This window comes from Rhizobium sp. H4, from assembly GCF_003013335.1.
In the GTDB taxonomy this organism is placed as follows: domain Bacteria; phylum Pseudomonadota; class Alphaproteobacteria; order Rhizobiales; family Rhizobiaceae; genus Rhizobium; species Rhizobium sophoriradicis.
On the sequence record NZ_PSOW01000016.1, the window covers coordinates 38,821 to 50,812 of the forward strand.

Annotated in this window: 15 protein-coding genes; 7 read left to right on the forward strand and 8 right to left on the reverse strand. The window is 63.5% G+C overall.

Annotated elements, in window-relative coordinates; translation table 11 throughout:
• Window positions 1-61 precede the first annotated feature (61 nt).
• Both C4N04_RS23105 and ppa read left to right on the forward strand, forming a co-directional pair.
• On the forward strand, window positions 62-568 hold the full coding sequence (locus C4N04_RS23105) for a GNAT family N-acetyltransferase (protein WP_009988773.1): 507 nt from the start codon (window positions 62-64) through the stop codon (window positions 566-568).
• A gap of 149 nt (window positions 569-717) precedes the next feature.
• Window positions 718-1,254 carry an inorganic diphosphatase gene (gene ppa / locus C4N04_RS23110; RefSeq protein ID WP_009993316.1) on the forward strand — a complete coding sequence of 179 codons (537 nt, stop codon included), beginning with the start codon at window positions 718-720 and terminating at the stop codon, window positions 1,252-1,254.
• 4 nt (window positions 1,255-1,258) lie between these two features.
• On the opposite strand, the gene C4N04_RS23115 is transcribed toward ppa, so the two are convergent.
• A complete protein-coding gene (locus tag C4N04_RS23115; protein ID WP_096762036.1) occupies window positions 1,259-1,570 on the reverse strand; it encodes a DUF167 domain-containing protein in 312 nt (103 codons plus the stop codon).
• The gene (locus C4N04_RS23120; protein WP_009993319.1) at window positions 1,567-1,857 is read right to left on the reverse strand and encodes a YggT family protein; all 291 of its coding nucleotides are present in this window, start codon (window positions 1,855-1,857) and stop codon (window positions 1,567-1,569) included. The genes C4N04_RS23115 and C4N04_RS23120 overlap by 4 nt, the downstream gene beginning before the upstream one ends.
• Window positions 1,858-1,997: 140 nt before the next feature.
• On the opposite strand from C4N04_RS23120, the gene C4N04_RS23125 reads away from it, so the two are divergent.
• Complete coding sequence (locus C4N04_RS23125; protein WP_106797122.1) at window positions 1,998-3,239, forward strand: MFS transporter; 1,242 nt, start codon at window positions 1,998-2,000, stop codon at window positions 3,237-3,239.
• A 30-nt stretch (window positions 3,240-3,269) separates the two neighbouring features.
• On the opposite strand, the gene C4N04_RS23130 is transcribed toward C4N04_RS23125, so the two are convergent.
• The 6 genes from C4N04_RS23130 to hemC form a co-directional block, all read right to left on the reverse strand.
• Window positions 3,270-4,019: a glutamine amidotransferase gene (locus C4N04_RS23130; protein WP_199852497.1), complete on the reverse strand. Its 750-nt coding sequence runs from the start codon at window positions 4,017-4,019 to the stop codon at window positions 3,270-3,272.
• Window positions 4,006-4,491, reverse strand: a complete 486-nt coding sequence (locus C4N04_RS23135; RefSeq protein WP_010056848.1) for a TerB family tellurite resistance protein — start codon at window positions 4,489-4,491, stop codon at window positions 4,006-4,008. Before C4N04_RS23135 ends, C4N04_RS23130 begins: the two co-directional genes overlap by 14 nt.
• Before the next feature lie 17 nt (window positions 4,492-4,508).
• On the reverse strand, window positions 4,509-6,116 hold the full coding sequence (locus C4N04_RS23140; RefSeq protein WP_106797124.1) for a heme biosynthesis protein HemY: 1,608 nt from the start codon (window positions 6,114-6,116) through the stop codon (window positions 4,509-4,511).
• 4 nt (window positions 6,117-6,120) lie between these two features.
• Window positions 6,121-7,389, reverse strand: a complete 1,269-nt coding sequence (locus tag C4N04_RS23145; protein ID WP_199852498.1) for a COG4223 family protein — start codon at window positions 7,387-7,389, stop codon at window positions 6,121-6,123.
• Between the two features lie 68 nt (window positions 7,390-7,457).
• On the reverse strand, window positions 7,458-8,165 hold the full coding sequence (locus C4N04_RS23150) for a uroporphyrinogen-III synthase (protein WP_106797126.1): 708 nt from the start codon (window positions 8,163-8,165) through the stop codon (window positions 7,458-7,460).
• Window positions 8,166-8,172: 7 nt separating this feature from the next.
• Entirely contained in the window at window positions 8,173-9,102 is a 930-nt protein-coding gene (gene hemC / locus C4N04_RS23155; RefSeq protein ID WP_077992151.1) for a hydroxymethylbilane synthase, read from the reverse strand.
• Between the two features lie 72 nt (window positions 9,103-9,174).
• Between hemC and tsaD the strand changes: the two genes are divergently transcribed.
• The 4 genes from tsaD to C4N04_RS23175 are packed head-to-tail and all read left to right on the forward strand — an operon-like array spanning window position 9,175 to window position 11,990.
• Complete coding sequence (tsaD, locus tag C4N04_RS23160; RefSeq protein WP_096762031.1) at window positions 9,175-10,272, forward strand: tRNA (adenosine(37)-N6)-threonylcarbamoyltransferase complex transferase subunit TsaD; 1,098 nt, start codon at window positions 9,175-9,177, stop codon at window positions 10,270-10,272.
• Window positions 10,269-11,252, forward strand: coding sequence for an NAD(P)H-dependent glycerol-3-phosphate dehydrogenase (locus C4N04_RS23165; protein ID WP_096762030.1), 984 nt, complete (start codon window positions 10,269-10,271; stop codon window positions 11,250-11,252). Before tsaD ends, C4N04_RS23165 begins: the two co-directional genes overlap by 4 nt.
• Window positions 11,253-11,262: 10 nt before the next feature.
• Window positions 11,263-11,556 (forward strand): YciI-like protein, encoded by a 294-nt coding sequence (locus tag C4N04_RS23170; protein ID WP_106797127.1) that lies wholly within the window; start codon window positions 11,263-11,265, stop codon window positions 11,554-11,556.
• 2 nt (window positions 11,557-11,558) lie between these two features.
• Window positions 11,559-11,990: an EVE domain-containing protein gene (locus C4N04_RS23175; protein WP_038691769.1), complete on the forward strand. Its 432-nt coding sequence runs from the start codon at window positions 11,559-11,561 to the stop codon at window positions 11,988-11,990.
• Window positions 11,991-11,992: the final 2 nt, after the last annotated feature.

An 11,992-nucleotide genomic window follows, 5' to 3' on the forward strand; every position in this document is an offset into this window, starting at 1 on the left:
ATCGGGCCGAATGCGTCATCGCGTATGGTTAATTGCCCTCGGCAGGACCAGAGTAAACGTTATGAAGACGTTGTCGATCGATGTCCGGCGGGCCGAACCGCACGATGCCCGAGCCATTTCGGAAACCCACAGGCTTGCCTGGCAGCACACCTATGCGGGGATTATTCCGCATCGCGCCCTGACGCAGATGATTGAGAGGCGCGGCGAAAACTGGTGGCGCAAGGCAACGCGCGGACCTGCGACATTGCTGGTTCTCGATGTCGCCGGCACGGTCGCCGGCTATGCGACGCTCGGGCTCAACCGCGCCCGCGCCCTGCCGCAGGAAGGCGAGATCTACGAGATCTATCTTCGCCCTGAATATCAGGGCATCGGTCTCGGCCGTATGCTGTTCGGCGAGGCGCGCCGGCTGTTGAAGTCGCTCGGCTGCAACGGGCTGGTTGTCTGGTGCCTCGAGGAAAACGAGACCGCCAGCCGCTTTTACCGCCATCACGGCGGGATCGATTTCTGCGAAGGCATGGAAAATTTCGACCACAAGCAGTTGAAGAAAATCGGCTTCATCTGGAACTGAGCCGCCCAGCCTGCAGTCCGCTCATCTCCTACTAGAATTTTGATGTGGTTGGCTGCCGACGTCATCACGCATTGGTGATCTCCAATGTTGCGTTGCCGCATGAAACTGATTATCTGGCTGCGAGCAATTCAACCTCGCAGGAGTTTCGTATGCGCATCGACGCCGTTTCCATCGGTAATAATCCCCCTGAAGACGTCAACGTTATTGTCGAGGTTCCGGTCGGCGGTCATCCGATCAAGTATGAGATGGACAAGGACGCCGGCACGCTGGTCGTCGACCGCTTCCTCTATACGCCAATGACCTATCCGGGCAATTACGGTTTCGTGCCGCACACGCTGTCGGAAGACGGTGACCCGATCGACGTGCTGATCGCCAGCACCCGCCCGCTGGTTCCGGGTTGCGTCATCAACGTGCGCCCGATCGGAGTCCTGAAGATGGAAGACAACTCGGGCAAGGACGAAAAGATCATTGCTGTGCCGTCGCCGAAGCTGACGCTGCGCTATGAGAAGGTGAAGGATTATACCGACCTTCCCGAGATCACGCTGAAGCAGATCGAGCACTTCTTCGAGCATTACAAGGATCTGGAGCCCGGCAAGTGGGTGAAGATATTCGGCTGGGGCGATTCCGGCGAAGCCGGCGCCCTTATCCTCGAGGCCATCGAGCGTGCCAAGAAGGCGAAAGGCTGATCGTTCAGCCTGAAAGTTTTTCGAGCTTTTGTGCCAAATCCTCCGGGTCACCCTCGATCCGGAGGATTTTTTTGCGCGCGGTTTCGCCGGAAACGAGGCTGACGCTGGATTTGGCAACGCCGACCGATTTGGAAACGAGCGCGATCAGCGCCTTATTGGCCTTTCCCTTTTCCGGAACGGCGGTGACGCGCGCTTTCAGATAAGTCTCGCCTTCGCTGTCCGTCTCAATGCCATCGAACGCGTCTCGCCCGCCATTCGGCGTCAGCCGAACAGTCAGGCGCAGATGATCAGCGAAGAGCCTCCAGGGAGGGCTCAAGAGACCAGCGGATAAACGGTGGTCCAGAGGAAGGTGCGCAGAAAGAAGATGATCACCAGCAGGATGATCGGTGAAATGTCGATGCCGCCGAGGTTCGGCAGCCGACGACGGATCGGCTTCAGCACCGGCTCGGTGACATTATAGAGGAACATGCCGACCGAATTGACGAACTGGTTGCTGGAATTGATGACGTTGAACGCATAGAGCCAGGAGAAAACGGCGCTGGCAATCAGGATCCACGTATAAATATTCAAAACCAAATCAATGGTTTGAAACAAGGCAAACATCGTCGTCTCCAATTGGTTGTTGACAGACATGTAGACATTGGCAACTAAACGAGCAAGTGCCGTGTGGGAACGCAGGGCAAATCATGTTTAACGGGCGGCCTTTGCAACCATTTCGGCGCCCGCTTCCTCGGACAAGGCTCATGTCGTTTTCGCCCACCGAAGACCGTTTTGCCGCGTTCCGGCATTCGTCTTACACCCGCTTCTTCTTTGCCCGTTTTCTGCTTTCTTTCTCGCAGCAGATCGTCAGCGTCGCCGTCGGCTGGCAGATGTACGATCAGACGGGCAAGGCGATCTATCTCGGCCTGATCGGCCTGGTGCAGTTTTTGCCGTCGCTGCTGCTCATCCTCGTCACCGGTTCGGTGGCCGACCGGCACAATCGCCGGGCCATCGCAGCGCTATGCTCGCTGGTGAGCGCGCTCTGCGCGCTGGCGCTGCTCATCATGGCGGCGACCGACACTTTCGCGCCCTGGCCGGTCTTTGCGGTGCTTTTGATCTTCGGCATCGAACGCGCCTTCATGTCGCCGGCGGTGCAGTCTCTCGCACCCAATCTCGTGCCGGAGCATGCCGTTTCAAATGCAATCGCCTGGAATTCATCGTCCTGGCAGCTTGCGGCGATCACCGGGCCGGTGATCGGTGGCCTGCTCTATGGTGTCAGCGCGACGACCGCCTATACAGTGGCGGTGATCTTTTCCATTCTCGGCGCGGGCCTTCTCTTCATGATCCCGAAACCGGAGCAGAAGACGGTGGGTGAGGCCAAGAGCTGGGCGATGATCCTCGGCGGCTTCAGTTTCATCCGCGCCGAAAAGGTCGTGCTCGGCGCGATCTCGCTTGATCTCTTCGCCGTGCTGCTCGGCGGCGCCACGGCGCTGATGCCGATCTTCGCCCGCGATATTCTGACGCTCGGCCCTTGGGGCCTCGGATTACTGCGCGCCGCTCCCGGGCTCGGCGCCATCGTCATGGCGATCTTCCTCGCGGCCTATCCGCTGAAGCACCGCGCCGGCCTTTATATGTTCATCGGCGTTGCACTGTTCGGTGTCGGAACCATCATCTTCGGCGTCTCAACCAGCACCGAGGTCTCGATTGCCGCACTCGCCCTGATGGGGGCGGCCGACATGATATCGGTCTATGTGCGTGAGAGCCTGATCGCGCTCTGGACGCCGGATCACCTGCGTGGCCGGGTCAATGCGGTCAACATGGTCTTCGTCGGCGCGTCGAACGAGCTCGGCGAATTCAGAGCAGGCACGATGGCATCGATCTTCGGCGCGGTGCCGGCAGTCGTCATCGGCGGTATCGGAACGCTGGCGGTCGCGGCGATCTGGGCTTCGAGTTTCCCGAAACTGCGCCGGATCGATTCCCTCGACGCGCCCAGCGCATCGGCATAGACTAGAGCGCGGCTGCCGGGCCGCGGCGGTCTATGCGGAAAGGCTGATCGGGGCTTTCACCGTCTTGCCTTCGAAGACGATATCGAGAAATTCGGTCAGCCAGGCTTTCAGCGGCGCGTCGAACAGCATGCGGCCTTCGAGATGTTCGCGGCCTTGCTGAGCGTTCGGCAGGATGAAGCGATGGGCGCCGTGGACGACCCAGCGATGCATCATCACCCGGGTAAGTTCGGCATGGAACTGTAGACCCCAGGCATTGCCTTCGTAACGGAAGGCCTGGTTCGGGTAGGCATCGCCTTCGGCCAGCAGATCGGCGCCGTGCGGCAGCTCGAAGCCTTCGCGGTGAAAATGATAGACCATCTTCGGCCAGTGCATCAGCAGGCGGCCCTTCTCGGTCGGGTGCAGCGGATACCAGCCGATTTCCGTCGAGCCATCGGAATTGGATGCCACCTTGCCGCCGAGATGACGCACCAGCATCTGGGCACCGAGGCAGATACCCAGAAAGGGACGTTTCTCCCGTAGCGGAACCTCGAGCCAGTCGATTTCCTTCTTGATGAAGTCATCCGGATCATTGACGCTCATCGGCCCGCCGAAGATGACGGCGCCGGCATGGCCTTCGAGAGTCTTCGGTAGAGCCTCGCCGAGGACCGGGCGACGGATATCGAGGCAGTAGCCTTTTTCGACCAGCAATTGGCCCACACGGCCGGGGCTGGACCGCTCCTGATGCAGGACGATGAGGATCGGGCGCAGGTCGCGGTTCGTGTTTTGCTCAGTCGGCATCATCTTGTGCAACCTGGACATCCGTGACCCTTGCGGCGGCCTCCTGCCGTTTCTGGATGCGTTCGCGTGAGGAGACCCCGAGCAGATCGGCGATCCGCCAGATGACGTGGTCCTCCATCTCGCTGCGCTCGCCGTCGGCATAAACGATGTCCCAGAGGATGCCGATCAGTTCCAGCCGTTGCTCGGTGTTGAGATGGCGCTTCAGGTCGGCGGTGAAGCGATAATAGTCGACGGCGGAGCTTTCGGCTTCGAGGCCGGCGGCCATCAAAGCATCGAGCTGCTTGCCGTCGAGCGAATACTGCTCCTTCAAGAGCTTGCGTAGCCGCTTCTTTTCGCTGGCCTTGATCTGGCCGTCGGCCTCCATGACCTGCATACAGAGTGCTGCCACTGCGATGCGCGGATCATCGGGAGCAAAGCCTTTTTTTGGACGGTCGGCGGTGAGATTTTGAAAAAATGCCTGAAAGCGTTCGAACATGCGGTTGTCGTTCCATTTCAGAAAAGGCGGAGCCGTGTCTTGGGGTCCGGTTCCGCCCTGGAATCGCGAACGCCGGGATCATCAGGCAATCCGCCGAAAAAGGGCTTTGCTTCGTTCGGTGCCGGCGCTTTATCGCCGGCGATCGGTTCGACGGGCTTCGGCTTTGCCGGCGCCGGCGCGGGGCGCACAGCCTCGGCGATCGTCGCGGCCCGTTCCAGCTCGATGATGCGGTGATCGTTGACCGGGCTTTCCGGCCTGACGTCACGCAGAGGCGGCAGGGTCTTCAGAGCGTTTTCGATCGCGGCGGGCGCCGAACCGTCTTCGAGCCGACCTTCGATCTGGCCGAATGGCGCCTTCCATTCGAAGGCGTCAATGCGGCCCGTCACCGGCGATACCGGCAGCCATTTGTCGGAGACGAAGCCGTCCGCCACCCAGGCGGGATCGCGCGGAGCCTTCAGCGCCTGGGCCAGCCAGTGGCGCACGCGGCCCTGATCGCCGGTCTCGGCCTCCTCGATGTCGGCAAGCAGCAGGAAGGCGGCTTCGCGCGGCTCGATGCGCGCCGCCGCTTCCGCCTTGGCCCGAGCCTTGGCGAATTCCTGCGCGTCGAGCGCGGCCTGGGCGACAACGAGGAGGGATTCGACATTGTTCGGGCGCAACGCCTCCAACCGCTCGGCGCGCTTCAGGCGGTCGAGCGTGGAATCGCCGCTGCGGGCTCTGACATAGGTCTGGCCGATCTCGGGATGCGGCGCCGATTTCCATGCCTGTTCGAGGATCGAAGCGGCCTTGCGCAGGCCGTTTTCGCGGAACAAGGCCTTGGCGGCAATGAGGGCGGCCGGAACAAGGCCGGCGGCGAGCTTCAGCGCCTGCAGCGCGTCGTCGCGAGCGCCGGCCGGGTTGCCTTCCAGCCGCTCGCCGGCGCGCGCCGTCAGCAGCACGGCGTGTAGGCGGTTGGCTTCGGTCTTTTCGACGACGCGGGCGGCCTTCTGCTGCTCGAGCAGCCGGATCGCATCGTCCCAGTTGCCGGCCTGGCTGCGATATTCGAGCGTCGCCTGAGCGGCCCAGGGCAGATAAGGCGCGTTGTCGGCGGCCTTTTCGGCATATTGGCGGGCGGCCTCGTTGGCGCCGAGACGGCGGGCCTCGAGATAGAGGCCGCGCAGGCCAAGCTCGCGTGTTTCCGGATCGTTGGCCATGGCCTCGAACTTGGCGCGCGCCTCATCGTGGCGGCCTTCGATCAGCGCAGCCTGAGCCTCGAGCAGGTTGATCAGCGGCTCCTGATCGGCGCGGATGAGACCGCGCGAGCGCGCCGCCATCTTGCGGGCGAGAGTGGCATTGCCGGCGCCGGCGGCGATCAGGCCCGTCGACAGCGCCTGATAGCCGCGGTCGCGCTTGCGGGCGCGGAAATAGCGCGTGACGGAATGCGGCGAAGTCCAGATCAGGCGAACGAACCACCAGACGATCATCACGGCGGCAATCAGAGCGATGATCGCGCTGACGGCGACGATCAGCTTCGTCTGATAGATCTGACCCTCCCAGATCAGCGAGAGATCGCCGGGGCGATCGGCAAACCAGGAGAAGCCATAGGCGAGAAGCAGCACCAGGACGGCGAAGACGACGAGTCTGATCATGCTCTCACCCCTCCTTGCCCGTGCCGGCGACGGCCTTCGACAGCGCCCCGCCGACCAGCTCCTCGACGCGGATGCGCGCCTCCAGCGACTGCTTGAAGGCGGCGGAGGCCTGCTTTCCGGGAGCCGGCAGAGCATTCCATTCGGCGGAAGCACCGGACAGATCGCCGTTCTTCACTTTGTCCTCCAGGCGGGCGGCGATGGCTTCGACGCTTTCGCCCTCGATATTGCCGACGGGACGCACGGTCACCAGCGACTTGGCGCTCGCCATTAGTCGGTCCGACCAGCTCTGGTTCGGATCCGGCTGATTGACGGCCTCGACGATCGCGGTGGCAATGTCAGGAACCTGACGCACGAGCTCGGCGCGTGAGGGAATGCCGGTCTCGGCAAAGCTGCGCAGGTCGGCGACGGCAGGATCGTCGGGAGCGACGCCGGCGAAAGTATCAAGTTCGGCGAGGAAAGGGCCGCCGCGATCGATCGCCGCCTTGAGGGCGGCTGCCGCGATCGCCCGGGCGACGGCGACATCCTGGCGCGGTTCGTTCAGCTTCTTTTCGGCCTCGTCGAGGCGCTTGGCGATATCGGCGCCATCGCTCGTCTGCTGCTCGGAGGACTGGGCAAGTGTGGCCCGCAGCTGCTCGACCTGGCCGCTCAGCTCCGCAATCTTCTGGTTGAGCGCCTCGACATTTGCCGGGTCGCCTGTCGGCGCCGCCGCGGCGTTCTTCGCAGCCGTTTCCAGCGCCGCAATGCGCGTCTCAAGCGCGCCGTCATCCGTGCTTGCGGGATTGGCGGCAAGGTTGGCGACGGTCTGTTTCAAGCCGTCGATCTCGCCGGAGAGATCGGCGATCTCAGGCGAGGCCGTCTGCGGCGCCGATGAGCCCGGAAGGTATCCGGCATATTGGATGGTGCCTGCGCCAAGCAGCGCCACGAGACCGCCGAAGATGCCGGCGGCGATGAGACCGGAGGCGCCGGCGCCTTTTGACGCGGGCTGTTCGGCAGACGACGTGAAGGAAGGTTCGGCGGCCGCCGTGGTTTCCTCCGGCGCTTCCGCCTCCGGCTCGCTCTGAAGCTCGGGCTGCGACGCCGCTTCGGTTTCGGGCGGCAGATCGGCATCGGCGGCGGTGCTGTCGGCCTCGCCGGCATCAGTGTCCACCGGCTTTTCGGTATCGGCTACGGAGGCGAAATCCTGAGAATCGAGGTCGATCGTGACCGGCTCGTCGGCGCTCTTGGAATGGCGTGGCGGGGTTCCCGATACCATAAGGTCCTCTTTATCCTGCATTGCAACGAAACTAGACAGTGATGCTAGTTAAGGGAAGAGGTTAGATCAAATTTGGGCAGCTGGAGCATTCAAAGCAGCGACAAAAGGCTTATCTCATCCGGCATCGAGGGAATCGCCACAGTCTCTTTCAGGGAGGCCGGAATCGCCTGCGCTACCGCCTCGCTGAGGCAGAGAAGGCGGATTCCGCCCTGTTCCGACAAAGCCGATCGCAGCTCTGCCAGCTGAAAGAAATCCTCGGCCGTCTGCCGGGAATAGAACAGAACGGCATCCAGGCGATGGCCGGAAAAAATCGCCTTGATGTCGGCCGGGCCGGGAGCGACCGGCAGCATGCGATAACATTCGGCGACGGAAAAGCGGATGCCGAGTTCGCGCAATCTGCCTTCGAAGGTTTCTGCGCGCGGCCTGCCGGCGAGGTAAAGCAAGTCCTCCACGCTTTGGGCGCCGACGAGATCGGCGAGATCGCGGCCGTTGCCCGAAGATGCGGTGACGGTTCGGAAGCCAAGGCGCCGCGCCGCTTGCGCCGTCGTCTCGCCGACCGCAAAAATCGGGCGGTCTAGGTGCGGACCAAGTGTCTCGCCGAGAGCCGACAGGACCCTCATGGCTTCGGCGCTGGTCACCGCGATCGCTCCGCGGGTGGCGGCAAGCGCGCTGGCGGCTGCGGAACTGTCATGTTGTGGCCGACGCAGTGGCAGTAGCAGCGGCTCGTGGCCCATGTCGCGCAGACGTTGAGCGGTTTTCTCGGCCGAATGTGCGGGGCGGGTGACGAGCACGCGCATGACTGCTTCAGTGCCAGTCGTCGAAGAAGGCGCTGCCAGCCCTTGCGCGCACGTCCTGGCCGGCGCGGGTGCCGAGCGCGGCCGCATCGCGACGGTGTCCGTCGGTCGTCACCGCATGCTGGCTGCGGCCGTCGGGCGTGATGATGAGGCCGGAAAAGCGGATGAGGTCGCCCTCGCAAACGGCATAACCGCCGATCGGCGTGCGGCAGGAACCGTCGAGAGCGGCGAGGAAAGCGCGTTCGCAGGAAACGGTGTCGAAGGTCGCGGCATCGTTGACCGCCGCCAGCAGATCGTCGATCCTCGTGTCGCCGATCCGGCTTTCGATGCAGATCGCCCCCTGCGCCGGCGCCGGCGGGAAAGTGTCGGGATCGAGGATATCGGTCAGCACTTCGACCTTGCCGAGGCGTTTGAGGCCGGCGAGCGCCAGCAAAGTCGCATCAACCTGACCTTCTTCGAGCTTGCGCAGCCGGGTTTCGACCGAACCGCGGAAGGTTATGACGTTGATGTCGGGCCGCATGCGGCGGATCAGCGCCTGCCGGCGCAGCGACGAAGAGCCGACGGTGGCGCCATGCGGCAGGTCGATCAGCTTGGGCGCGGTGCGGCCGACGACGGCGTCGCGGATATCCTCGCGTGGCAGATAGGCGGCGAGATGAAGGCCGTCCGGCAGGTGCGTCGGCATGTCCTTGGTGGAGTGCACGGCGAAATCCAGCTCGGCCGAGACAAGCTTCTGTTCGAGCTCCTCGGTGAAGAGGCCCTTGCCGCCTATCTCGGCAAGCGACCGGTCGGTGATGCGATCGCCCTTGGTCGACAGCACGACGATCTCGAACATCTCTTCGGGCAGGTGATGCGCCGCCATCAGCCGGTCGCGGGCCTCATGCGCCTGGGCGAGCGCCAGCGGGCTGCCCCGCGTACCGATCCGGAAAGGTTTTGTTTGCATCCGCTCTGTTCCGTTGTTACCGGAATTCTCGTAAACGGGTTTCGGTTCCATCGCAATCAACGAACAGGCCTCATGGTTCCCTTTCTGCGCATCCTCGGCATCGAAACAAGCTGCGACGAGACCGCCGCCGCGGTTGTCGAGCGCCATGCGGAGGGGCATGCCAATGTGCTGTCGGACGTCGTGCTTTCCCAGCTCGACGAGCACAGCGCCTATGGCGGTGTGGTGCCGGAGATCGCCGCGCGCGCCCATGTCGAGGCGCTGGACGAGCTGATCGAGGAGGCGCTGAAGCGCGCCAAAGTGTCGCTGGCCGATGTCGACGCCATCGCCGCCACGTCAGGCCCCGGGCTAATCGGCGGGCTGCTGGTGGGATTGATGACCGGCAAGGCGATCGCCAAGGCCGCCGGCAAGCCGCTCTATGCGGTCAACCATCTCGAGGGCCATGCGCTGACGGCGCGGCTGACCGACGGGCTTTCCTTTCCCTATCTGGTGCTGCTCGTCTCCGGCGGCCATACACAGCTCATCCTGGTGCGCGGCGTCGGACAATATCAGCGCTGGGGCACGACGATCGACGATGCGCTCGGGGAAGCCTTCGACAAGACGGCAAAACTGCTCGGCCTGCCCTATCCCGGCGGCCCGGCGGTGGAACGCATGGCGCGGGACGGCAACGCCGGTCGCTTCGATTTTCCGCGGCCACTGGTCGGCGAGACGCGGCTCGATTTCTCCTTCTCCGGCCTGAAGACGGCGGTGCGGCAGACGGCGCAGGAGATCGCGCCGCTCAGCGATCAGGACGTGTCGGATATCTGCGCTTCGTTCCAGCGGGCGATTTCACGCACGCTGAAGGACCGCATCGGCCGCGGTCTGCAGCGGTTCAAGACGGAATTTCCCGTCATCGGCGAGAAGCCGGCGCTCGTCGTCGCCGGCGGCGTCGCCGCCAATCTCGAACTGCGCGGCACGCTACAGGCGCTGTGCGACAAGAACGGCTTCCGCTTCATCGCGCCGCCGCTCAGTCTCTGCACCGACAATGCCGTGATGATCGCCTGGGCAGGCCTGGAGCGGATGGCCATAGGTATTGCGCCCGATCCGCTCGACGTGCAGCCGCGCTCGCGCTGGCCGCTCGACTCCAAGGCGGAGACACTCATCGGTTTCGGAAAGAGAGGGGCCAAGGCATGAGCGAAAAGATCGCCGTTGTCGGATCAGGGGCTTTCGGCACGGCGCTCGCCGCCGTTATCGCTCTTACCGGGCGGAGCGCGGTGACGCTCGTCGGGCGCGATCCGTCGCTGATCGCCGATCTGAAGGCCGAACGGCTGCATGATGCGGTGTTGCCCGGCATCCCGCTGCCCGAGTCGCTGGAGTTTTCGGCCGAGGCGGATGCGATCGCCGGCGCCTCCATCGTGCTCTTTGCCATGCCCTCGCAAGCCCAGGCCGACGCCGCGCGGCAATATGGTCCCTACCTCTCTGACGATGCCGTCGTTGTCAGCTGCGCCAAGGGCATCGAGCGGGCAACCGGCAATCTCCTGACCGACATGCTGGAACGCGAACTGCCCGACCATGCGGTCGCGGTGCTTTCCGGCCCCGGCTTCGCCGCCGATATCGCCAAAGGCCTACCGACGGCGATGGCGATCGCGGCCGGTGACATGGAGACCGCGGAGCGGCTGGCGCAGGCGATCTCCGGCCGGACCTTTCGGCTCTATGCCTCCGACGATCGGATCGGCGTGCAGCTCGGCGGCGCTCTGAAGAACGTTTTGGCGATCGCCTGCGGCATCGTCGAGGGCGGCGGTATCGGCGATTCGGCGCGTGCGGCGCTGATTGCGCGCGGACTTGCGGAAATGTCACGCTTCGTCGTTGCCAAGGGCGGGAAGGCGGACACGGTGCGCGGGCTTTCCGGTCTCGGCGATCTGGTGCTGACGGGAACGAGCCATCAATCGCGAAATCTGCGCTTCGGCATCGCGCTCGGACGCGGCGAAAAGGTCGATCCCTTGCAAGGGGCGCTGGTGGAAGGCGCACTTGCCGCCTCCGTCGCCGCGCGCCTTGCGGCGGAACTTTCGATCAGCATGCCGATCACCGATGCCGTTTCCGCCATCATCGACGGCAAGCTCGACATATCTGACGCCATCGAGCAGTTGATGACGCGTCCAATCACCACCGAATAGGAGAATAGACATGCTTTTCGCCCTTCTCTGCAAGGACAAGCCGGGACATTTGAACGTCCGCATGGAGACGCGGCCGACGCATCTCGAGTATCTGAACGGGCTGAACGCTGCGGGCACGTTGAAGATTGCCGGCCCATTTCTCGATGACGAGGGCAAAGCCTGCGGCAGCCTGATCGTCGTCGAAGCGGAAACGAAGGACGCTGCACTTGCGCTTGCCGATGCCGATCCTTACGCCAAGGCCGGCCTGTTCGAAAGCGTCGAGGTCCAAGCCTTCAACTGGGTCTTCAACAAGCCGGAGGCGTAAGCATGGCGCACTGGCTCTATAAATCCGAACCCGCCTCCTGGTCCTGGGAGCAGCAGAAGGCTGCCGGTGAAAAGGGTACGGAATGGACCGGCGTTCGCAACTATCTGGCGCGCAACAACATGCGGGCGATGCAGCTCGGCGACAAGGGTTTCTTCTATCACTCCAATGACGGGTTGGAGATCGTCGGCATCGTCGAGGTCTGCGCTTTGTCGCATCCCGATTCCACCGCCAAGGGCGATCCGAAGTGGGACTGCGTCGATATCCGCGCGGTCATGGACATGCCGAAGCCGGTGACGCTGAAGGACGTCAAGGCGAGCGAGAAACTTGCCAAGATGTCACTCGTCACCTCGATGCGCCTTTCGGTGCAGCCGGTGACCGATGACGAATGGGCCGAAGTCTGCCGCATGGGCGGGCTCGACAATCCGCCGCGCTGACG

Coding starts and splice junctions, on each gene's coding strand:
- C4N04_RS23175 (WP_038691769.1), top strand. CDS start 11,559: ATGGCGCACTGGCTCTATAAATCCGAACCCGCCTCCTGGTCCTGGGAG.
- tsaD (WP_096762031.1), top strand. CDS start 9,175: ATGGTTCCCTTTCTGCGCATCCTCGGCATCGAAACAAGCTGCGACGAG.
- C4N04_RS23130 (WP_199852497.1), bottom strand. CDS start 4,019: ATGATGCCGACTGAGCAAAACACGAACCGCGACCTGCGCCCGATCCTC.
- C4N04_RS23120 (WP_009993319.1), bottom strand. CDS start 1,857: ATGTTTGCCTTGTTTCAAACCATTGATTTGGTTTTGAATATTTATACG.
- C4N04_RS23125 (WP_106797122.1), top strand. CDS start 1,998: ATGTCGTTTTCGCCCACCGAAGACCGTTTTGCCGCGTTCCGGCATTCG.
- C4N04_RS23145 (WP_199852498.1), bottom strand. CDS start 7,389: ATGCAGGATAAAGAGGACCTTATGGTATCGGGAACCCCGCCACGCCAT.
- C4N04_RS23150 (WP_106797126.1), bottom strand. CDS start 8,165: ATGCGCGTGCTCGTCACCCGCCCCGCACATTCGGCCGAGAAAACCGCT.
- C4N04_RS23135 (WP_010056848.1), bottom strand. CDS start 4,491: ATGTTCGAACGCTTTCAGGCATTTTTTCAAAATCTCACCGCCGACCGT.
- C4N04_RS23105 (WP_009988773.1), top strand. CDS start 62: ATGAAGACGTTGTCGATCGATGTCCGGCGGGCCGAACCGCACGATGCC.
- C4N04_RS23170 (WP_106797127.1), top strand. CDS start 11,263: ATGCTTTTCGCCCTTCTCTGCAAGGACAAGCCGGGACATTTGAACGTC.
- C4N04_RS23140 (WP_106797124.1), bottom strand. CDS start 6,116: ATGATCAGACTCGTCGTCTTCGCCGTCCTGGTGCTGCTTCTCGCCTAT.
- ppa (WP_009993316.1), top strand. CDS start 718: ATGCGCATCGACGCCGTTTCCATCGGTAATAATCCCCCTGAAGACGTC.
- C4N04_RS23165 (WP_096762030.1), top strand. CDS start 10,269: ATGAGCGAAAAGATCGCCGTTGTCGGATCAGGGGCTTTCGGCACGGCG.
- hemC (WP_077992151.1), bottom strand. CDS start 9,102: ATGCAAACAAAACCTTTCCGGATCGGTACGCGGGGCAGCCCGCTGGCG.